The 20258-nt window shown below is 63.5% G+C and carries 18 protein-coding genes; 12 read left to right on the forward strand and 6 right to left on the reverse strand.

Annotated elements, in window-relative coordinates:
• Nucleotides 1-91: 91 nt before the first annotated feature.
• The 4 genes from EV679_RS15255 to EV679_RS15270 all read left to right on the forward strand — a co-directional run bounded on the left by EV679_RS15255 (nucleotide 92) and on the right by EV679_RS15270 (nucleotide 2936).
• Entirely contained in the window at nucleotides 92-619 is a 528-nt protein-coding gene (locus tag EV679_RS15255; RefSeq protein WP_068374211.1) for an OmpA family protein, read from the forward strand.
• Nucleotides 620-672: 53 nt separating this feature from the next.
• A complete protein-coding gene (gene ybgF, locus EV679_RS15260; protein ID WP_068374214.1) occupies nucleotides 673-1362 on the forward strand; it encodes a tol-pal system protein YbgF in 690 nt (229 codons plus the stop codon).
• A 4-nt stretch (nucleotides 1363-1366) separates the two neighbouring features.
• Nucleotides 1367-2038: a helix-turn-helix domain-containing protein gene (locus EV679_RS15265; protein WP_242611508.1), complete on the forward strand. Its 672-nt coding sequence runs from the start codon at nucleotides 1367-1369 to the stop codon at nucleotides 2036-2038.
• A gap of 220 nt (nucleotides 2039-2258) precedes the next feature.
• Nucleotides 2259-2936 (forward strand): carbonic anhydrase, encoded by a 678-nt coding sequence (locus EV679_RS15270; protein WP_068374217.1) that lies wholly within the window; start codon nucleotides 2259-2261, stop codon nucleotides 2934-2936.
• A 64-nt stretch (nucleotides 2937-3000) separates the two neighbouring features.
• Here the strand turns inward: EV679_RS15270 and recQ are convergent, their stop codons facing one another.
• Complete coding sequence (gene recQ / locus EV679_RS15275; protein WP_068374220.1) at nucleotides 3001-4827, reverse strand: DNA helicase RecQ; 1827 nt, start codon at nucleotides 4825-4827, stop codon at nucleotides 3001-3003.
• Between the two features lie 96 nt (nucleotides 4828-4923).
• Entirely contained in the window at nucleotides 4924-6138 is a 1215-nt protein-coding gene (locus tag EV679_RS15280) for a fimbria/pilus outer membrane usher protein (protein WP_134838054.1), read from the reverse strand.
• Nucleotides 6139-6219: 81 nt separating this feature from the next.
• Here EV679_RS15280 and EV679_RS15285 point away from each other — a divergent pair, with 81 nt between their 5' ends.
• Both EV679_RS15285 and EV679_RS15290 read left to right on the forward strand, forming a co-directional pair.
• Nucleotides 6220-6918, forward strand: coding sequence for a response regulator (locus EV679_RS15285; protein ID WP_068374226.1), 699 nt, complete (start codon nucleotides 6220-6222; stop codon nucleotides 6916-6918).
• A gap of 8 nt (nucleotides 6919-6926) precedes the next feature.
• Nucleotides 6927-8348, forward strand: a complete 1422-nt coding sequence (locus EV679_RS15290) for an ATP-binding protein (protein ID WP_130487673.1) — start codon at nucleotides 6927-6929, stop codon at nucleotides 8346-8348.
• On the opposite strand, the gene EV679_RS15295 is transcribed toward EV679_RS15290, so the two are convergent.
• Together EV679_RS15295 and EV679_RS15300 are read right to left on the reverse strand one after the other, a co-directional pair.
• Nucleotides 8290-9321 carry a cytochrome d ubiquinol oxidase subunit II gene (locus EV679_RS15295; protein WP_068374231.1) on the reverse strand — a complete coding sequence of 344 codons (1032 nt, stop codon included), beginning with the start codon at nucleotides 9319-9321 and terminating at the stop codon, nucleotides 8290-8292. The genes EV679_RS15290 and EV679_RS15295 overlap by 59 nt on opposite strands.
• On the reverse strand, nucleotides 9318-10661 hold the full coding sequence (locus tag EV679_RS15300) for a cytochrome ubiquinol oxidase subunit I (RefSeq protein ID WP_130487674.1): 1344 nt from the start codon (nucleotides 10659-10661) through the stop codon (nucleotides 9318-9320). The genes EV679_RS15295 and EV679_RS15300 overlap by 4 nt, the downstream gene beginning before the upstream one ends.
• Before the next feature lie 289 nt (nucleotides 10662-10950).
• Here EV679_RS15300 and EV679_RS15305 point away from each other — a divergent pair, with 289 nt between their 5' ends.
• From EV679_RS15305 to EV679_RS15325, 5 genes are all read left to right on the forward strand, one after another.
• Entirely contained in the window at nucleotides 10951-12717 is a 1767-nt protein-coding gene (locus tag EV679_RS15305; RefSeq protein ID WP_130487675.1) for a glutamine--tRNA ligase/YqeY domain fusion protein, read from the forward strand.
• On the forward strand, nucleotides 12714-13520 hold the full coding sequence (minC, locus tag EV679_RS15310) for a septum site-determining protein MinC (protein ID WP_068374239.1): 807 nt from the start codon (nucleotides 12714-12716) through the stop codon (nucleotides 13518-13520). Before EV679_RS15305 ends, minC begins: the two co-directional genes overlap by 4 nt.
• 107 nt (nucleotides 13521-13627) lie before the next feature.
• Nucleotides 13628-14443 carry a septum site-determining protein MinD gene (minD, locus tag EV679_RS15315; RefSeq protein ID WP_068374242.1) on the forward strand — a complete coding sequence of 272 codons (816 nt, stop codon included), beginning with the start codon at nucleotides 13628-13630 and terminating at the stop codon, nucleotides 14441-14443.
• Nucleotides 14444-14446: 3 nt separating this feature from the next.
• Nucleotides 14447-14722: a cell division topological specificity factor MinE gene (gene minE, locus EV679_RS15320; RefSeq protein ID WP_068374245.1), complete on the forward strand. Its 276-nt coding sequence runs from the start codon at nucleotides 14447-14449 to the stop codon at nucleotides 14720-14722.
• A 2-nt stretch (nucleotides 14723-14724) separates the two neighbouring features.
• Entirely contained in the window at nucleotides 14725-15207 is a 483-nt protein-coding gene (locus EV679_RS15325; RefSeq protein ID WP_068374248.1) for a YajQ family cyclic di-GMP-binding protein, read from the forward strand.
• Between the two features lie 197 nt (nucleotides 15208-15404).
• On the opposite strand, the gene EV679_RS15330 is transcribed toward EV679_RS15325, so the two are convergent.
• Entirely contained in the window at nucleotides 15405-17714 is a 2310-nt protein-coding gene (locus EV679_RS15330) for a glycerophosphodiester phosphodiesterase family protein (protein ID WP_165390067.1), read from the reverse strand.
• Between the two features lie 187 nt (nucleotides 17715-17901).
• Nucleotides 17902-18345, reverse strand: coding sequence for a winged helix-turn-helix transcriptional regulator (locus EV679_RS15335; RefSeq protein ID WP_068374510.1), 444 nt, complete (start codon nucleotides 18343-18345; stop codon nucleotides 17902-17904).
• A 465-nt stretch (nucleotides 18346-18810) separates the two neighbouring features.
• On the opposite strand from EV679_RS15335, the gene EV679_RS15340 reads away from it, so the two are divergent.
• Nucleotides 18811-20214 carry an amino acid permease gene (locus EV679_RS15340; RefSeq protein WP_130487676.1) on the forward strand — a complete coding sequence of 468 codons (1404 nt, stop codon included), beginning with the start codon at nucleotides 18811-18813 and terminating at the stop codon, nucleotides 20212-20214.
• The last annotated feature ends 44 nt before the right edge of the window (nucleotides 20215-20258 follow it).

A 20258-nucleotide genomic window follows, 5' to 3' on the forward strand; every position in this document is an offset into this window, starting at 1 on the left:
CAACCGATCGTGCGGCAATGCGGGCAGGAGAACCTGCTGGCACCATGCTTACAAACGTGTGTATCTCCCCTATCTGATTTAAGGAAATAACATGAGATCGCGCTTCGTCAAATTTTCCTCCCTGCTGGCCCTGAGTGCAGCGCTGGCCGCCTGCAGCAGCGTACCGCTCGATGATTCCGCCAACAGCGGCGCAAACCAGGGCTCGACCGGTTCGTCCACCGGCGCCATCGGCGGCGGCAACGCCTCCGGCCAGATCCTGGACCCGTTCAACCCGCAAAGCGTGCTGGCCCAGCAACGCTCGGTGTTCTTCGAGTTCGACAGCTACGCTGTGCCTGAGCAATACCGTGAACTGATCGAAACGCACGCCGGCTACCTGCGCGCCAACGGCAACCAGCAAGTCGTGCTGGAAGGCAACACCGACGTCCGTGGCGGCGCCGAGTACAACCTGGCCCTGGGCCAGCGCCGTGCCGAAGCCGTGCGCCGCATGATGACGCTGCTGGGCGTCAACGACGGCCAGATCGAAACCATCAGCTTGGGCAAGGAAAAGCCGCGCAGCACCGGCACGTCCGAAGCCGACCACGCTGAAAACCGCCGCGTCGATATCCAGTATCGCCGCTAAGCCCAACGGCGCGCCCTCGTGGCGCGCCTCGCAGATCCAGGAGCACCGTGATCATGACCGTATCGACTTCATCCCTGCGCAAGCACCTGCTGTCAGCCAGCATCCTGGCCATATTGGCCACCCCGCTGACGGCGCATGCCTTCGCTGATGACGATGCGCGACGCGCAATCCTGGAACTGCGCCAGCAAGTCCGGCAGCTGACCGAGCAGAACCAACGCGCGCAGCTGCAGCTGGCCGACCAGATCGACGCCCTGCAGCTGGAAGTGATGCGTTTGCGCGACCAGGTCGAGCATGCCTCCCGTTCGGCGCAACAGGCCATGGAGCAAAGCGCACCCAAGCCCGCCGCGAATACCGAGGACAGTGCAGCCGACCCGCAGGAACAGGCTGCCTATGACGGCGCCATCAACCTGTTCCGCAATGGTCAGTACGGCGAAGCCTCCGAGGCCCTGAACGCGTTTGTCGTGCTTTATCCCGACAGCTCGCTGGCTCCCAGCGCCCGGTTCTATCAGGGCAGCAGCCGCTATGCACAGAAGGACTACAAGGGCGCAGTGACGCTGCTGGAAGACATGGTCAACACCTTCCCCAGCAGCCAGCGCGCCCCGGATGCGCTGCTCGTCATTGCCGGCAGCAAAGTGGAACTGAACGATCGCGCCGGCGCCAAGGCGGCGCTGCAGCGCATCGTCAAAGACTACCCCACGACGCCGGCGGCCGAAACTGCCGCCAAGCGCCTGCAACTGCTCTGATACCTTGCCAGCTCCAAGAAATACGCCCGCCGACACACGCCGCGCCACAGCGGCGACCGCCGACAGGCAAGCCGACGCTGGCCAGCACTCAGGCGGGCACCGTGAAGACCCACGCTATACCCTGATCGACCTGCCGTTCCGGCTGCGCACATTGCGCCGCCAGCACCAGCTTTCTCTGGCAGCGCTGGCACTGCGTACATCACTGACCCGCAGCTACCTGTCCAAGCTGGAACGCGGCCTCAGCAATCCTTCAGACACCACCATCGAGCAGTTGGCGCATGCCTATGGCCTGACGCGCGACCAACTGCTGGGCTCCGGCCCCGAAGGCCTGGATGAAATCGTCAGCGTGGTCCGTGTGGCGGATCGCCAGCCCATGATACGGACCGGCAGTTCGCTTGGTTACCAATACCAGGCACTGGCTGGCAAGCGCCGCATCCGTTCCATGCAGCCCGTAGTGGTTGTACCGCCTCGGGAATTTCCCGACCGCCAAGCCGCCCAGCCCCATGAGGGCGAGGAATTCATGCTGGTCATCCATGGCGCAGTCGAACTCATGGTGGGCTCGCGTGTCTGGCGCCTGGAAAGCGGTGACGCCGTGTATTTCGACGCCACGCTGCCGCACCGCATGCGTACCGTCAGCCGCCAGGACGCCGAAGTTCTGGTCGTCGGCTCGCGCTAGCCCCCCTGCCGGGCATGCCGCCGGCATCACCTGTTCCGTTCCTCTGCTCCTCCTCTGCCGACGCGGCAAAGCCGTGCGCGAACCGCCGTGGAACGGCATCTGCCCCGCATCATTGCCCGCAGGCATGTACCTGCCGGGAAATTCCGGAATTTGGAAATGTTACGTACGTTCAAGACTGCCGCGTTTTACAATGGCAGGGCTTTCACACACGATACTTTCCATGCGAAATTTCCCCACACGCCTCACCGAAGGCTATCGTTCCTTCCTCTCCGGCCGCTTTCCCAGTGAACGCAAACGCTACAAGAACCTGGCCGAGAAAGGACAACACCCTGAAATTCTGGTCATCGGTTGCTGTGATTCCCGGGTCTCCCCGGAAGTGATTTTCGATGCAGGCCCCGGCGAACTGTTCGTCGTCCGCAACGTTGCCAATCTGGTTCCCCCTTACGAACCCGATTCCGAGTCCTATCACGGCACCAGCGCCGCCATCGAGTTCGCCGTGGAAGGCCTGGAAGTCAAGCACATCGTCGTGCTCGGCCATGCCTCCTGCGGCGGCATCGCCTCGTTCTACGACCGGGCCCAGCCCCTGACTGCCGGTAATTTCATAGGCAAATGGATGTCGCAGATCGCCACTACCGCCGATCAGCTGGGCACGCTGCCTGACGATCGTACGCACGCGCTGCGCAAGCTGGAACTGGCCGTCATCGAACACAGCCTGAAGAACCTGCTGACCTTCCCGTCGATCCGCACACGGGTGGAAGCCGGCACGCTCAAGCTGCATGGCACGTATTTCGGCGTCGCGACCGGCCTGCTGTTCCTGCGTGATGCGGAAAGTGGCGGCTTCCTGCCCGTACTCGAAGACGAAGCCATCGCCGCCCTGCAGCAACAGGCGGACGACTGAGCCTGCGCCAACGCGCCCCGCGCACCCTGGGCGCGCTGGCGCAACCTGGACGAACCTGCCGGCGCTACAGCACCGGCTGCAGTACGCGCTGCAGGATTTCCTCGCCGTAGGCTTCCAGCTTGCGGCTGCCCACACCGCTGATCTGGCCCAGCTCTTCCAGGGATTCCGGCGCCTGCAGCGCGATTTCCCGCAGCGTGGCGTCATGGAAGATGACATAGGCCGGCACCCCGTGGTGCCGGGCGATCTCTGCGCGCCAGGCACGCAGGGCTTCGAAGACCTTGAGTGCTTCCGGCGGCAGGTCCAGCAGCGCTGGACGCGCCTTGGCGCTGGCACGCGAGGATCTTGCCGCTTTTTCGCTTTCGCGCCGCAGCATCAGTTGCCGTTCGCCCTTGAGCACGGCCCGGCTGGCCTCGGTCAACGCAAGCGTACCGTAGCCGTCGGCGTCAGTCATGACCAACCCCTGCGCCAGCAATTGCCGCATGATGCTACGCCAGGCCTTGTCCGACAGATCCGCCCCCACCCCGAACACGCTGAGCGTGTCATGCTGCTGCTGGGTGATTTTCTCGCTGCGCTTGCCGCGCAGGATGTCGATGATATGCCCGGCGCCATAGCGCTGGCCGCGCTCGCGCCAGAGCCGGTAAATAGTAGACAGCAGCTTCTGCGCCGCCACCGTGCCGTCCCAGGATTCCGGCGGTTCCAGGCAGGTATCGCAATTGCCGCAAGGCCCGATGCGCTGACCGAAATAGGCCAGCAGCTGCTGCCGGCGGCACGATACGGTTTCGCACAGTGACAGCATGGCGTCCAGGTTGGCCCCCTGGCGCCGCTTGAAGGTTTCATCTCCAGGGGATTCTTCCAGCATGCGGCGCTGCTGCACCACGTCCTGCAGACCATAGGCCAGCCAGGCCGAGGCCGGCATGCCGTCGCGCCCAGCGCGGCCTGTTTCCTGGTAATAGCCCTCGATGGATTTGGGCAAGTCGATATGCGCCACGAAACGCACGTCGGGTTTGTCTATGCCCATGCCGAAAGCGATGGTGGCGACCATGACCAGGCCATCTTCGCGCAGGAAACGCGACTGATTTTCTGCGCGCACGGCCTGGCTCAGCCCGGCGTGGTAGGGCAATGCCTGCACGCCCTGGCGGCACAGGAAGTCCGCCGTTTCCTCAACTCGCGCGCGTGACAGGCAATAGACGATGCCGGCTTCGCCCTCGTGCTCGGCGCGTATCATGGCCAACAGCTGGCGCCGCACATCGTCTTTCTCGACGATGCGGTAGCGGATGTTCGGACGGTCGAAGCTGGAAACAAAATGCCGGGCGTCAGTCAGCGCCAGGCGCTGGGCGATCTCGCGCCGGGTTTCCTCTGTGGCGGTGGCGGTCAGGGCAATGCGCGGCACCTGCGGCCAGCGTTCCTGCAACATCGACAGGCCCAGGTATTCCGGGCGGAAGTCATGCCCCCACTGGCTGACGCAGTGGGCCTCGTCGATAGCGAACAGCGCCAGCCGGCCACGCGACAGCAGGTCCAGGCAGCGCTCGGTCAGCAGGCGTTCGGGCGCCACGTAGAGCAAATCCAGTTCACCCGCCAGGAACCGCTGTTCCACCGCCCTGGCCTCACGCCAATCCTGGGAGGAATTCAGGTAGGCGGCGCTCACGCCCAGTTCGGTCAGGGCATCCACCTGGTCCTGCATCAGCGCGATCAGCGGCGAAACCACGATGCCCGTGCCTTCGCGTACCAGCGAGGGAATCTGGTAGCACATGGACTTGCCGCCGCCAGTGGGCATCAGCACCAGGGCGTCGCCGCCATCAATCACGTGCTCGACGATATCCTGCTGTTCGCCGCGGAAAGACTCGTAGCCGAAGACCCGCCGCAGGATTTCCAGGGCCTCAGACTTCGGCATGATGAGGAAGCGCCAGACCTGGCGCAGGATTCGAATTAGACATGCAAGCATTTTACCTGCCGGATCGTACCGCAATCCGGCAGCGTGACATTCGTGTCAGTCTCCGAGAAGATTGACAGGCAGGCTGAGATTCAGGCGCATCCCATAATCACCGGACACGATGTCGCGATCGGCCTCCCATTTGAGCTGCACATTGCGCCGCAGCGCCAGGCTGTGAGCGATACCCATGCGCTGCACCGTGGTATTGCCGTAGCGTACGTCAGAGTAGGTACCGCTGATCGTTCCCCAGCCGGCCAGCGGCACCCCGGTTTCCAGGGTGCCCTGCACCCGCGCCTGCGACAGCGGCCCGGAGGCATACCGGCTCAGGTCGCTGTAGCCGCTCATGGCGTATTCCGCTCGGTAGCCCACTTCCAGCCAGTCGTAGAGGCTCACGACATAGCCCAGGTTATAGCGCGACCCTTCGACATTTTCGTAACGGCTGTGAGCAGCACCGGCCCTCAAGCGCCCCCACTCTCCCAGGGAGTACACCCCGCCCAGGCCGACATTGCGCATTTTGGCAGCGGTCTGCACCTGACCTTCAAGTGTCAGGTCAGGCCGCCAGCCGTAACGCACCGCCGTCTGTCCGGCCGAAACGCCGTACTCGACCGCACCGGTGCCCGCCGTCCAGGGGGAATAATCCAGCCAGCCCACCGCCGATGAATAGCCGACAACCCCGCTGTCCAGCAAGGCGGCATCCTCCATGCCACCGCTCTGCAACCGCACGCCGGCGATAGGCGCACTACCCGAGATCTTCAACCCACTGCCTGGCAGGACGCCGAATGCCACGTCGGGCCCCTCCGACCCCCGGTAAATCCAGCGCGCCATGCCTTCGGTCTGCAAGCCGAGGCGGCCGGCCAGTTGCCGGCGGTTGGCGCCCGCGCCGCTGGCCGCGCTGTTCTGCGCACTGCCGCGCGCCTGCGGCTTTGGGGTCGGCTGCCAGGTCAGGCCATAAACATCCAGCGTGCCGGGCGCCGTATCGGCGGGCGCATCGAGCGGCTCGCCTTCCGGCGGCAGCGCCTGCGCGGCCAGCGGCTTGGGTTCCGGTACGGCGTAAAGCCGTACCGGCGACAGGCGTTCCAGGCCACGCGCATCGTCCCAGGCCGCTTGCGTCATACCGGCCAGGCCCGCCAGCAAGCACCCGCTTGCCCAGACCATCCATTTCTGTTTCACACTGGAGCACTTCATTTTTCTGGCCTGTCCCGTGGCTCCGGCCATCGCCGCAAACCCGCCTGGATACTCATTTTCCCGAGCCTCACCCAGGGTGCGGGACATTTCAAAGCGTTTCCACATCTTGATCACCACGCCCGCGCAAGCGACACTGCTCGCATCCTTGATTCTCTTTGACTGCACGCCATGGACAAACTTCCCAGCAAACTGCTGGTCGTCGATGACGACCCTGCCCTGCGCCAGCTTCTTGCCGAGTACCTGAACCGCCATGGCTACGACACCTTGCTGGCACCCGATGCCACCGATCTGCCGGCCCGCATCGCGCGCTACTCCCCGGACCTGATCGTCCTGGACCGCATGCTGCCGGGCGGTGATGGCGCCCAGGCCTGCCGCCAGTTGCGGGAGCAAGGAGAAGACATTCCGATTATCCTCCTGACCGCCCGCGACGAAACCCTGGACCGCATCAGCGGCCTGGAGGCTGGCGCCGACGACTACCTCGGCAAGCCCTTCGACCCGCGTGAACTGCTGGCGCGCATCGAGGCCGTGCTACGGCGCAAAGTCGGCCCGTCCGCACTGAACCGCACCAACCCGGTCAACTTCGGGCCTTTCACCTATGACCCGATCCGGCGCCAACTGTTCCGCGACAACGAACCCATGCACCTGACCGGCGGTGAAATCAATCTGCTGGAAGCCTTCGTCAATAACCCCGGCAAGCCCCTGAGCCGGGAAAAACTGCTGGCGCTGGCTCGCGATGACGACGGCGAACGCAACGACCGCGCCATAGATATCGCCATTCTGCGCCTGCGCCGGGTGCTAGAGGAAGACCCCAAGCAACCGCGCTGGATCCAGACCGTCTGGGGCATCGGCTACCGCTTCGCTCCCTGAATCCTGCAATGAGCCGTTTCCGCAGCCTGGTCTGCCGTTATCTCTTCCCCCGTTCGCTGCGCGCACGGGTCGCCTTTCTCGTGCTTGGCGCAGTGTTGTTTTCCCACACGGTCACCATGATCATGATCGACCGTTACCAGGAACGCTATGTCGATCCCGTCAAGTACGACCTGATCATCACTGCCCTGCATACGCTGCAGGCGGCCGTCACCCATATCCCGCCCGACGAACGTGCCGATTTCGTGCACCGCGCCTCACACGGCCAATGGTATCTGTGGAACCGCCAGTTGCCGGCCGACGTCCAGTTGCATCCACAAGCAGGCATGCCCGGCACTCTGTCGCGCACGGTCAATGCTTCGCCGCAGCTGGAAGCCTTCGTCGAGCGAGTCAACGCCAGCCTGGGCGACGGCACCCTGGTAGCCGCCAGCCAGGGACAAGCCGCCAGGCTCTATATTTCCCTATCGCAGGTTCCCTCTCAGAGCGGCACCAATACGGATTGGCTGGTCGTGCCGCTGGACCGCCTGGACCCGCCGCTGGCGGCGCATATCATCGTCATCTGGCTGCTGTCGCTCAGCGGCGTCCTCATGCTTGCAGGCTGGTTCTCCTGGCATATTTCGCGCCCCATGACACGCCTGGCGGAAGCTGCCGACCAACTGGCCGCAGGCAAGCCCAGCCGCGTCGAACCCTCCGGCCCGGACGAAACCCGGCTGCTCGGAGAACGCTTCAATGCCATGCTGGACGCTCTGGCCGAATCGGATGCTGTGCGCCGCACCTTGCTGGCCGGACTGCCGCACGACCTGAAGGGCCCACTTTCACGCATGTGGCTGCGTATCGAAATGTCCAGCGACACAACCTTCTGCGAAGGCATGCGCAAGGATCTGCACGATATGCAACATATGGTGGGCCAGTTCCTCGATTTCGTCCGGGGCAGCGACCCGACCGCCTACCGGCCCATGTCCCTGGATATCCGCAACTGGCTGCAGGAGTACACACAGCACTGGCAGAACAGCGGGCTGGACATCACCTTGCACGACCCCTTGAATGCGCCAGTCCGGCTAAGGCTGGACGATAGTGCGCTGCGCCGCCTGCTGGACAACCTGGTCAGCAACGCCATGCATCACGGCAAACCGCCGATACGGATCACGCTGCAGGCCGACGCCCGGCACGCGTACATCATTCTGGACGACCACGGTCCGGGCATTCCGATGGAACGCCGCCAGGAAGCCTTGCGCCCCTTCCTGCGCCTGGATGACGCCCGTACCCGTACCGGCAACGTCGGGCTGGGGCTGGCGCTGGCCGATACCATCGCCCGCGCCCATCACGGCAGGCTGAAACTCGACGACGCGCCCAGCGGCGGCCTGCGCGTGCGTGTCAGTATTCCTCGCTCTCTTTCGGACGAGCAAACAGACTCCGATAGTTCATCAGACTGACCACCAGCAGCACCGGCACTGCCACCACGGCAGCAGCAAGCGCCAGGCGCTGCGAAGCGGGATCGGCGGAGCCATCCCAGATCGTGACCTCGTCCAGGATCAGATAGGGGAACAGGCTGAACGCCACGCCAATCAGCATCAGAAACAACAGCAGCAGCGTCAGGATGCAGGGCATCCAGCTGCGCCGAAGCCCCCGGCGGCGAGTCAATGAGAAATCCAGCGCGATCATGCAAAGCAGCATCGCCCCCCAGAAGGCAAGCGCCCCGCGCCAATCGCCGCCATTGCTCCAGCGGTGCAGCACGCCGCCATTGAGCAGGCCCAGCGTCATTGCGACGGCCAACATGCCGGTGGCGCTCCAGGGAATCATGCGCCTGGCCCAATTCACGGCACGCTGCTGCAGGCCGCCGTGCAGCCTGGCCGACAGCCAGCTGGCCGCCAGCACGATATAGGTCGCCAATGCGCACAGGCCGCACATCAGGTCGAAAAGGAGATAGGTCACGCCCCCCTGGTAGCCGGTGGCGATGCGGCCCATGACCCAGCCATGGCCCAGCGCGCTCAGGACGGCACCTACCCAGAAGCCATTAAGCCAGCGTTCGCGGTCCGCAGGGCGCGCACGGTAGCGGAACTCGAAGCAGACCGACCGCAGAATGCCGCCCAGCAACACCAGCGTCAGCGGCGCGTACAGCCGCCCCATGACCTGCCCCCAGGCGGCGGGAAAGGCGCTGGCAAACAGACCGGCAGCCAACAGCAGCCAGGCGCCGTTGGCATCGCGCCAGGCGCCCAGGTGCATCCACAACTGCTGCCTGGCGGCCGGCGGCGCCAGCGGCAGCAGCACCCCGACGCCCAGATCGAAACCGTCCAGGATGGCGCCGGCGATCAACAACACCCACAGCACGGCCAGGCACGCCAGCGGCAACCAGAATGCCGGATCCTGAACCTGCATGCCCAGCGAATTGGCGAGCCCCATGATCATCGCAGCGTCTCCCCGGCCCGGCGCACCGGAACGACACCATGACGGGCGGCCTGGAACAGCATGCGCGCAAAACCCCAGACTCCCAACCCCAGCACCAGGACATAGGCTGCCAGGCTGGCCACCAACCCGGCGACAGGCAGATTATTGCCGACTTCGGCAAAAGTGATGGTGCCATGAACGAAATAGGGCAAGCGTCCCATTTCCCCCAGCCACAGCGAAAGCAGCAGCATCAGCAGGCCCGCCAGCGTCAACCATGCCAGCACGCGACGCAAGCCCACCGGCCAGGCCGACATCCGCTGCCAGCCGCGCCGCTGCGCCATCCACAAAGCCAGCATCAATGCCAGGACGACCACCAGCATCAACAAGCCCAGCACCCGCGCCACCAGAAAAACGGCCGACACCGGCGGCAACATGCCCGACGCCTGGTCCAGCCCCACCCAGGTGCCTTCGTCCTGCTGCGCCAGCCAGGGCCAACCGGCCACGCCCAAGCGCCATTCGGCCAGATTGACCTGCGCCGCCGGGTCCGGCCAGGCGAACAGCAGGAAGGCGGACTCACTGCCGCTCTCCCACAGACCGGCCAGCGCCGCCAACTGCACCGGCTGCCAGGCAGCGAGCAAAGGCACCTGCGCCAGCAAGGCTGCGCCCCAGGCCAGCAGACTGGCCAGCGCCATCCAGATACCCAGGCGGCACACCCGCGTTTCACTCTCAGACAATTCCCGCCGTAGCGACTGCCAGGCGGAAATGCCCGTCATCAAACAGGCGACGGCAAAAAAGCCGCCAGCCAAAACTCGCAGCATCATCCACGGCGCCAGGCCGTCGAACAGCAGCGTCCGCCAGTCATCCACATAATATTGGCCGTTGAACCAGGTAGAACCGACCGGGGCGTGGGTCCAGGCCAGCAAGGCCAGTTCCCAGAACAGGGTCAGCGTCAGGCCCATGGCCGTCATGAATACGCTCAGCGCGTGCACACGAGCCGATACCCGCATCTGGCCGAACAGCATCACCCCCAGGAAACAAGTCTTGAACAGGAACACCGTCAGCACAATGGCTGCCAGCAGGGGCCCGGCGACATTGCCGACACGCTCGCCCAGCCCCGGCCACAGGCTGCCGGCCTGGAACAGCACGGGCAGGCCCGAGGCGAACGCCAGTACCCACGCCAAGGCGAAGAAACGCACCCAGAAACGATATGCAGGCATCCAGGCGGCTGCCTGCCGGGCCCGCCATTTCATGCCACAAAGCAGCCACGCCAGCGCCACAGCCAGCGCCAGAAAGGCCTGATGGAATCCCAGCCCCCCCAGGAACTGGACCTGGGCCAGCGCCAGGGCAGTGAAATCCGTCATGGATGAAAGTCCAAGTCCTCAACAGTGCAACGGGCCTGAATGTACAACAGCCGTATGGTCAGTCGTGCGTCTTTGTCGTATCGTCAGGGATAGATGCGGTCTTCCGGCTGGCGCCTGCGCGCCATTGCCAGGAGGCCGCCCCCCGCCTGCCCCGCTGCGTATACACCCGTTTCCGGCAGCGTCCCCGGACGTTGCCGGAAAACAGACAATTTCGCGAGAATAACAGTCTGTCCCCGCAGCCGTGGCAAAATTGATGTTTCGACTTCTTTTGCGCGAATCTCACTGCGTTATGAGCCAAGTTCCGCCGGTAGCGCCGGTTTCCAATTTTATCCGTCAAATCATCGAGTCCGACCTGGCTGCAGACCGCTTTCGCGGCAAGCTCTGGGCCGGCGCGCCCGGCCCTGCCTCCGTGCAGGCCCAGGGCCAGCAGGACCCCGCGCGCATCCGCACCCGGTTCCCGCCGGAGCCCAACGGCTACCTGCACATCGGCCATGCCAAAAGCATCTGCCTGAATTTCGGCCTGGCGCGCGATTATGGCGGCGTCTGCCACCTGCGTTTCGACGATACCAATCCTGAAAAGGAAAACCAGGAGTACGTCGATGCCATCAAGGACACCGTCCACTGGCTGGGCTTCGACTGGCAGGCCGAGAGCGGTGAAAACCATCTTTACTTCGCCAGCGACTATTTCGATTACATGTATGGCTTTGCCGAAGCCCTGATCGAAGCCGGCTACGCCTATGTGGACGAACAAAGCGCCGAGGAAATCCGCGCCAACCGGGGCTCGCTGACCGAACCCGGCACCGATTCACCCTGGCGCGACCGCCCGGCGGCGGAATCGCTGCAACGCCTGCGCGAAATGCGCGACGGCAAACATCCGGACGGCAGCCTGGTGCTGCGTGCCCGCATCGACATGGCCTCGCCCAATATCAACCTGCGCGATCCCGTGCTGTATCGCGTGCGCCATGCCCATCACCATCGCACAGGCGACAAATGGTGCATCTACCCGATGTACACGTGGGCCCACCCTGTTGAAGACGCGCTGGAAGGCATCACGCACAGTATCTGCACGCTGGAGTTCGAAGACCAGCGGCCGTTCTACGACTGGATCCTGGCGCGCCTGGCGGAGCTCGGCCAACTGGCCGAGCCATTGCCGCACCAGTACGAATTCGCCCGCCTGAACCTGAGCTACGTCGTCACCAGCAAGCGCAAGCTGCTCAAGCTGGTGCAGGACGGCCTGGTGGAAGGCTGGGACGACCCCCGCATGCCTACGCTGGTCGGCCTGCGCCGCCGCGGCTATACGCCCTCGGCCATCCGCCTGTTCTGCGAACGCATCGGTGTCGCACGCGCCGACTCGCGCATCGACTACAGCCTGCTGGAACAAGCGCTGCGCGACGACCTCGATCCGGTCGCAGAACGCGCCGTCGCGGTGCTCGATCCGATCAAGCTGATCATCACCAATTACCCTGAAGGCCAGACCGAACCGTGCCATGCCCCGCGCAACCCGCACGATCCGGCTGCCGGCCAGCGCCATTTCCCGTTCTCCCGCGAACTGTGGATAGAACGCGACGATTTCCGCGAAGAAGCACCGAAGAAATACTTCCGCCTGTTCCCCGGCAACATGGTGCGCCTGAAATACGGCTATGTCGTGAAATGCACGGGCTTCAGCAAGGACGCCAACGGCAACATCACGGAAGTCCACGCCGAGTACCTGCCTGACACCAAGAGCGGCACCCCCGGCGCCGACAGCGTCAAGGTCAAGGGCAACATCACCTGGGTCAGCGCGGCCCATGCGGTGCCTGCCGAGATCCGCCTGTACGACCGCCTGTTCTCCGACGCCTTCCCCGATGCCGGCGACAAGGAATTCCTGGACTTCCTCAACCCGGATTCAATCAAGGTAGTGCGCGGTTGGCTGGAGCCCGGCCTGCAGGCCGAGCCTGGCCGTGCCTGGCAGTTCGAGCGCATGGGCTATTTCGCCGCAGACCGCGAATTGTCACGCGTGGATGCTCCCGTCATCAATCGCATCACCACACTGCGGGATTCCTGGGCACAAGCATGAGCGCCAAGCAACCTGACTCCGCGCTGGACTTCAAGAGCGCCACTCTTTATGCCGTGCGCCTAGTGCTGCGCGACGCCGCGCTCGACACGCTGAAGGCTGACCTGGAAAAGCGCATGGCCGATGTCGGCGCGCTGTTCGAGAACGAACCCGTGGTGATCGACGCCAGCGGTATTGCCGCCCCGCTGGACTGGCAAGCGCTGGCCGAAACGCTGCGCGAGCATCGTCTGCCTCCCATCGGCTTCATTGCCGATGAGGCCCAGCATGGCGCGGCGCGCGCCGCCGGCCTGGTGCCGGTGGACCTGTCGCCGCTGCCTGCCGCCCGCCCCGCTGCAATCGAACCCGCCGACGCGGCGTCCGCGCCGGTGCCGCACCAGCAAGGCGAAGTCGTGGCCAGCAAGGCTGCCCCCGCCGAAGCCGGCGAACCACCAGCTCCCGCCACCGGCGCCGGTGCCGCCATACCCCAGGCCTCGCGCTTGCCGGCCATGGTGCTGCGCCGGCCGCTGCGTTCCGGCCAACGGGTCTATGCCCGCCATGCCGACCTCGTCATCATCGGCATGGTCAGCAGCGGCGCAGAAATCATTGCCGACGGCAATATCCATGTCTATGGCCCCCTGCGCGGCAAGGCCATGGCAGGTGCGCGCGGCGACACCGAGGCCCGGATCTTCGCCACGCAACTGGACCCGGAACTCATCGCCATTGCCGGCATTTACCGTGTCGTGGAAGAAAAGCTGCCCAGCGATGTGCACAACAAACCTGCCAGCGTCAGCCTGGATGGCGAAACCCTGACGGTTTCGCCACTCTAATGTGGCCGCAGTAACACCGCTTTACGCCTGAAAGCAGTGGTTTTTGTTACTTTTGCTTTACGATACAGGCTTGTACTTCCATTCATTCCTCAGAAGGTTCCTGATTCATGACTCGCATCGTTGTGGTGACATCCGGCAAGGGCGGGGTAGGCAAGACCACCACCAGCGCCAGCTTTTCTTCAGGCCTGGCCCTGCGCGGCCACAAGACGGTTGTCATCGACTTTGACGTCGGCCTGCGCAACCTCGACCTCATCCTGGGCTGCGAGCGCCGCGTCGTCTATGACTTCGTCAACGTCATCCAGGGCGATGCCACGCTCAAGCAGGCGCTGATCAAGGACAAGCAGACCGACAACCTCTTCATCCTGCCCGCCTCGCAAACCCGCGACAAGGATGCCCTGACGCTGGAAGGCGTGGGCAAAGTTCTGGACGAACTGAAGGAAATGGGTTTCGAGTACATCGTCTGCGATTCGCCTGCCGGTATCGAAACCGGTGCGCTGATGGCCGCCTACTTCGCCGATGACGCGTTGGTGGTGACCAACCCCGAAGTTTCCTCGGTGCGCGACTCCGATCGCATCCTGGGCATTCTGTCGGCCAAGTCCAAGCGCGCCATCGACGGCGACGAACCGGTCCGCGAGTTCCTGCTGCTCACACGCTACAACCCCAAGCGTGTTTCCGAAGGTGAAATGCTGTCGCTGCAGGACATCGAGGATATCCTGCGCATCCGCCTGATCGGTGTCATTCCGGAATCCGAAGCCGTGCTGCAGGCCTCCAACCAGGGTATCGCCAGCATTCACCTGGAAGGCGAGGACGTGTCGGAAGCCTACAAGGACGTCGTGGCCCGCTACCTGGGCGAAGACAAACCCCTGCGTTTCACGGACTACGAAAAACCCGGGCTGCTCAAGCGCCTGTTCGGAGGGAAGTAACTCATGTCTTTCCTCTCCTTCCTGCTGGGCCAGAAAAAGCCCACGGCCAATGTGGCCAAGGAGCGCCTGCAAATCATCCTGGCGCATGAACGCTCCGGCCGCGATTCGCCTGATTACCTGCCGCAGCTGCAACAGGAGTTGCTGGCGGTGATTTCCAAGTATGTGAACATCAATCCGGACGACATCAAGGTCAACGTCGAACGCCAGGATAGCTTCGAAATCCTGGAAGTGAAGATCGAAATGCCGCAAAACACGCCCTCCGCAGACCAGAAGGAATAGGAATGCCGAGTTTTGACGTCGTTTCCGAAGTCGATAAGCACGAACTGCGCAATGCGGTCGACCAGGCCAACCGCGAACTTTCCACCCGCTTCGACTTCAAGGGCGTGGCCGCCTCCTTCGAGCTGGAGGAATTCGTGGTCAACCTGTCGGCCCCCAGCGCATTCCAGCTAGGGCAGATGCGTGACATTCTGCGCGGCCGCATGAGTGCGCGCAATATAGACACGCGCTGCCTGGAAGTGGCCGACCCGATCGAGAACCTGGGCGGTGCGCGCCAGAAAGTCACGGTCAAGCAAGGGATAGAGCAAGCGGTTTCCAAAAAACTGATTGCCGCCATCAAGGGCGCCAAGCTCAAGGTGGAAACCCAGATTGCCGGCGACAAGCTGCGCGTTACCGGCAAGAAACGTGACGATCTGCAGGCAGCCATCGCCCTGCTGCGCGGCACGGATGTCGAACTGCCGCTGCAGTTCAACAACTTCCGCGACTGACCTCCCAGCCAGTGAAGAACTCCGGCCCGAGGGCCGGAGCTTCTCCGCCACCATACGGGGGCGCCTGCGGCGCCGTATGGATAATGCCTCGCTTGACCTCGGCCTGAAGGCCGAGGCTTGCGCTTAGGCCCGTGGTCAGGCAAAAAGCGGCGCGTGGATGACTCCCCGCGCCGCTTTTCATTTCCCTTCAGATAGCCTTACTGCACCGTCACGACCACCGGCTCGGAGAAGATCGTGTACTGGCGCTCCCCGCCCAGCTTTTGGGTATGGCCAACCAGCACCGTCGCCTGACCGGCACTGGTGAAGATCAGCTGCCCCGCTTCATCGCGGTAGCTGGCCGTACTGTCCACCACCACCATGGACGAACTCTGTGCGGAGGCAGTCCTGCCATTCTGAAGCTGCAACGCCACCGCCAGCGCAGCCGGCGTGTTCTGCGCCAGCACCGGGGCGGCCGAGACCGGCGCCACCTGCACCGCATACTCGCTGAACCATTGCGCGTAATCCGTCGTCAGGCCATTGGTGCCGTAAAGGTAGTAGTTTTCAGCCACGGCCTGATCACGGAAAGTCCACGGCCAGAAGGTCGTGCCGCGATGCTTGGCCGCCTCCATGATCTCACCGCTCAGGTTGCCATAGCTGGGGTTGAAAGTGGACGACATGGCCTGCGTACCGGCCAGGATACTGCGCAGTACCGCAGCGGTGGAGCCGGCAGGCGTGCTGGTCAGCAGGCCTGCCGACATTTCCGGCATGATGTCGCGCATGCGGCGCAGCTGGTCCTGGTGGAACGAGATCACGATGACCTGATCCTGAACACCATGCTTTTCGATCAACGCCTTGAGCGGGGCAATGATGTTCGGATTGGCCGTCTTGATTTCAACGAATTGCGTCACGGGCTTGCCGCGCAAGGCCTCGAAAAATTCGTCGAGGGTCGGAATCGCCAGGCCCTGGGGCTTGGTGCGCAAGGCCTGCAATTCAGCCAGGGAGTAGCTTTCCACACTACCGGTGCCGGTTGTCGTGCGGTCCAGCGTGTCATCGTGGATGATGACCAGGCGGTTGTCCGTGGTCAGGTAGATATCCGACTCGACCGCATCAGCGCCCAATTCGACAGCCTTCACGGCGCCTTCCAGCGTATTTTCGTCCACTTGCGAAGGAACGCCACGATGGCCGACCACCAGCGGCTTGCGCAGCAGAGTGTTGGCCGGGAAGCGTTGCAGCAATGCCGTGAAGACGTCGACATCCGGCGTGATGATGCCGTTGATACCCGTCGTCAGGATCTGCGCGGCCAGCTGCGGCGTCGTATTTTCCGACACGGCCCACGGCGTGATCAGCATGCGCTGCAGGTAGGCAACGGCATCGCGTTCCACCATGCGCTCAGGCAGGATGGCGATCTTGCTGCCGGAACGGTTGGTCTGCTGCACGACTGCCAGCAGGTCCTGGCGCGTATTGCGCAGCGCCGATTGACTCAGGTCCAGCGCCGTACGCGCCATCGGAATGTGCTCACGCGCCAGGGACAGCAGGCTGGCATCGCCAGAAATCAGCGTGAGGTCCACCAGGTTGCGCTCGGTGGCGACCAGCGCCAGTGCCTCGACCGTCTGCTTGTCGGCAATCCGCAATGCAGGCAGTGCCGCCGGGCCTTGATCCAGCAATTGCGCCAGGGTACCCGCACTCTGGCCACCTGCGCTCGCCAGGTTCAGGGAAGCATCCAGGGCAAGCAGCACCCCGCCCGCGCCGCCAGGCTCGGCACCCGCAGCATCATGGGCCGCAATCAACGTCGGCGCCATGACCACGCCGCTCTCCACCTGCGGCGTCGGATAGATATCGCCCATACTGGGAAGCGCCTTGAGTTGTTCCTTGATGGTGATTTCCTCGACACGGATCACCGCGCCTGCGGCCTGGATACCGAAGGTGCCGGGTCGGACATCACTGATTTCCGCATCGTGCAGCAGCACACCATCGAGATACTGGCGCACTCGGCCATTGTAGGCTTCGATAGCCACCTTGTAGGTCTTGCCGGCATCCAGCGCTTCGGAGAACGCCGCCGTATGCGTCACGTTCCAGGCATTGTTGCTGCGATAGGCCAGTTCCGTACCATTCGAGGCCGCGGCATTCTGGCGGAATGCCGCCTGGTAGTACGGTTCCAGGTTCGCCGTATCCGACACCCGGTACATAAAGGATACCCAGCGCGAATTGTTGTTGGCGGCAGTGACCGTGAATTCGGCCTCCAGACGGAAATTCTGGGTGGCCGGCAAGGGCAGCGTGACAGCCGTTGCCGTGTAGTTGTCACCACGGCCATCGACAAACAGCGCACCATCCTTGACATAGGCAGCACCGCTCGCGCCGTTGTTCTGCTTCCAGCCGTCGGGCAAGGCCGTGCCGGCAAAGCTCTCCTGCAGCAGAACGGCAGGCTCCGGTTCGGGCTTCGGCTCGGGTTCCGGTGTTTCACCGCCGTTGCCGGGATTTTCCCCGCCGTTGCCGGGTTCCTCGACCGGCGGCTGTGTCGGATCATTCACATCGTCATCCGATGAATGACAGGCAGCCAGCAGGACTGACATGGCAAGGGTCAGAGATAGTTGCGCGATTTTCATGGAACAAGGCACCAAAGTGGACGAAAAGCGCAAGTCTAGGCAGCCAAGGTGGCAGGGCCATGACTGTACATCTACCGGTTGCAACCGCACGCGGCGTGCCTGGCGCGGCTCCCTAGATGTTCAGGGCCAGGGTTTCCTTGATCTCTTCCATGACGATATAACTGTGGGATTCGGCCGCCACCGGCAGCTTCTTGAGGATATCGCCCAACAAGCGCCGGTATTCACGCATGCCGCCCAGCCTCGCCTTGACCAGATAATCGAAGCTGCCTGCGACCAGATGGCAGGCCTGCACGTCCGGCACCAGCATCAATTCCTTGCGAACCTTCTCGAAAATTTCCTCGGATTTCGACGACAGGCGCAGCTCGACGAAAACCAGCAAGGGCTTGCCCAGCGCTTCGGGCGACACACTGGCGTGATAGCCGGTAATGACCCCGGCCCGTTCCATGCGCCGCACACGCTCGGCGCATGGGGTCGTCGACAGGCCCACCAGGGTAGCAAGCTCCGTCATCGGGATACGTCCCTGGCGTTGCAGGATGGCGAGGATTTTCCTATCCATGCGGTCCAGGGAGTGTTTTTCACTTTTATCATTCACGGCCGATTTCTCCCCCAGCAATATTCACTTTATTTACCTATCATTTTAGTTAAACAAACTGCTATCAAAGCCATACAATCCTGTTTTTACTGGATTTTTTACGCTTTGACAGCAGTGGGACACAAAACCCGCCGCCACCGATGCAAAAAACTAGGCCCTGCCATGCGCAGCACTGGCCGCACCACGAGACCGCCTCCGCTGCGGCCACCGTGGCCGTCAGGCAAGTTCTCTTGCAGCTGCGCAATGAATGGGAATGGCAATCAGAACAAACCTGATGCCATGAATGCGACCAGGCTGGCGGAGGAGCCTGAGGCGCCAGTCTAGCCCCGCTCTCTCATTTGCATGCCAGCCCGCCTCACTCGGGCCGGCATGCAATGGCAGAGCGTGTGCCTGGCCCCTGTCAGCACAATCATAAGAATGGAGACATGAATGTTTCGACGTAAATCGCTGGATACCCTGACGCAGCACGCCCCCGGGCATCGCCTGGTAAGGTCCCTGACCTGGGTACACCTCGTGGCGCTGGGTATCGGCGCCATCGTGGGTACCGGTATCTTCACCCTGGTCGGCGTCGGCGCCGAGCGCGCCGGCCCGGCTGTCCTGCTGTCCTTCATGGTGGCCGGGCTGGTCTGCGTCTGCGCGGCCCTGGCCTATGCCGAAATGGCAACGATGATGCCCGCCGCCGGCGGGGCCTATACCTACTCCTACGTCGCCCTCGGGGAAATCGTCGCCTGGGTGGTGGGCTGGTGCCTGATCCTCGAATACTCGCTCATCGTCAGTACTGTCGCAGTGGGCTGGTCCGGCTATATGGTCGGCTTCCTGACCGGCATGGGCATCAACCTGCCCCTGGCCATTTCCGCCGGGCCTGATGCTGGCGGAGTCATCAATCTGCCTGCCGTGCTCATCACCTTCCTGGTTGCCGGCCTGCTGATCCGCGGCACCAAGGAAAGCGCTACCTTCAATGCCGTCCTGGTCCTGATCAAGCTTTCCGCACTGGCGCTGTTCGTCTTCATCGCCATACGGCACTTCGACCTCACCAATATCGAACCCTTCATGCCCTACGGCTTCTTCAAATCCGTAGGCGAGGACGGCGTGGAACGTGGCGTCATGGCAGCCGCCGCCATCGTGTTCTTTGCCTACGCCGGCTTCGATGCCGTCGCCACCGCGGCCGAAGAAGCCAAGAACCCCGACCGCGACCTGGCCATCGGCATCGTTGGTTCCCTGCTGGGCTGCACCACCATTTACATCATTGTTTCGCTGGCTGCGCTGGGCGCCATGAGCTATCTGGCACTGGGCAACAGCGCCGAACCCCTGGCCCTGATCCTGCGCAATATCGGCCAGGAAAAAATGGCAGTCGTCATTGCTGGCGCAGCCGTCATCGCGCTGCCGACAGTCTTGCTGGCCTTCCTGTATGGCCAGAGCCGGATCTTCTTCGTGATGGCGCGTGACGGCCTGCTGCCCAAGCAACTGGCTTCGGTCAACCCGAAGACCGGCACCCCGGTCGCCATCACCCTGATGACCACGGTACTGGTGGCCAGCCTGGCGGGCGTCGCCCGCCTGGACGAAATCGCTGCGCTCGCCAACGCGGGCACCCTGATGGCCTTCGTCGCCGTGGGCGCCAGCCTGCTGGTCATGCGCAAGCGCGAACCCAACCGAGTACGCCGCTTCCGCGCCCCGCTGGTCTGGGTGGTCGGCCTGGGCGCCATGGGCGGCTGCCTCTACCTGTTCTTCAGTTTGCCCACGAAGACCCTGATGTGGTTCTTCATCTGGAGCGCCATCGGCCTGGTCGTTTACGCGCTGTACGGCCGCAAGAAGAGCCTGTTGCAGCAGCAGTGAAGTGATTACCGTGCGGCGCGCCCAGCCCCTGGCTATCCGCGCCG

The sequence above is a fragment of the Kerstersia gyiorum genome, assembly GCF_004216755.1.
Taxonomy (GTDB): Bacteria; Pseudomonadota; Gammaproteobacteria; order Burkholderiales; family Burkholderiaceae_B; genus Kerstersia; species Kerstersia gyiorum.

Excerpts from the sequence above, each read along its gene's own strand:
- EV679_RS15255 (WP_068374211.1), top strand. The coding sequence starts at position 92 with ATGAGATCGCGCTTCGTCAAATTTTCCTCCCTGCTGGCCCTGAGTGCA.
- ybgF (WP_068374214.1), top strand. The coding sequence starts at position 673 with ATGACCGTATCGACTTCATCCCTGCGCAAGCACCTGCTGTCAGCCAGC.
- EV679_RS15270 (WP_068374217.1), top strand. The coding sequence starts at position 2,259 with ATGCGAAATTTCCCCACACGCCTCACCGAAGGCTATCGTTCCTTCCTC.
- recQ (WP_068374220.1), bottom strand. The coding sequence starts at position 4,827 with ATGCCGAAGTCTGAGGCCCTGGAAATCCTGCGGCGGGTCTTCGGCTAC.
- EV679_RS15280 (WP_134838054.1), bottom strand. The coding sequence starts at position 6,138 with ATGTCCCGCACCCTGGGTGAGGCTCGGGAAAATGAGTATCCAGGCGGG.
- EV679_RS15285 (WP_068374226.1), top strand. The coding sequence starts at position 6,220 with ATGGACAAACTTCCCAGCAAACTGCTGGTCGTCGATGACGACCCTGCC.
- EV679_RS15290 (WP_130487673.1), top strand. The coding sequence starts at position 6,927 with ATGAGCCGTTTCCGCAGCCTGGTCTGCCGTTATCTCTTCCCCCGTTCG.
- EV679_RS15295 (WP_068374231.1), bottom strand. The coding sequence starts at position 9,321 with ATGATCATGGGGCTCGCCAATTCGCTGGGCATGCAGGTTCAGGATCCG.
- EV679_RS15300 (WP_130487674.1), bottom strand. The coding sequence starts at position 10,661 with ATGACGGATTTCACTGCCCTGGCGCTGGCCCAGGTCCAGTTCCTGGGG.
- EV679_RS15305 (WP_130487675.1), top strand. The coding sequence starts at position 10,951 with ATGAGCCAAGTTCCGCCGGTAGCGCCGGTTTCCAATTTTATCCGTCAA.
- minC (WP_068374239.1), top strand. The coding sequence starts at position 12,714 with ATGAGCGCCAAGCAACCTGACTCCGCGCTGGACTTCAAGAGCGCCACT.
- minD (WP_068374242.1), top strand. The coding sequence starts at position 13,628 with ATGACTCGCATCGTTGTGGTGACATCCGGCAAGGGCGGGGTAGGCAAG.
- minE (WP_068374245.1), top strand. The coding sequence starts at position 14,447 with ATGTCTTTCCTCTCCTTCCTGCTGGGCCAGAAAAAGCCCACGGCCAAT.
- EV679_RS15325 (WP_068374248.1), top strand. The coding sequence starts at position 14,725 with ATGCCGAGTTTTGACGTCGTTTCCGAAGTCGATAAGCACGAACTGCGC.
- EV679_RS15335 (WP_068374510.1), bottom strand. The coding sequence starts at position 18,345 with ATGGATAGGAAAATCCTCGCCATCCTGCAACGCCAGGGACGTATCCCG.
- EV679_RS15340 (WP_130487676.1), top strand. The coding sequence starts at position 18,811 with ATGTTTCGACGTAAATCGCTGGATACCCTGACGCAGCACGCCCCCGGG.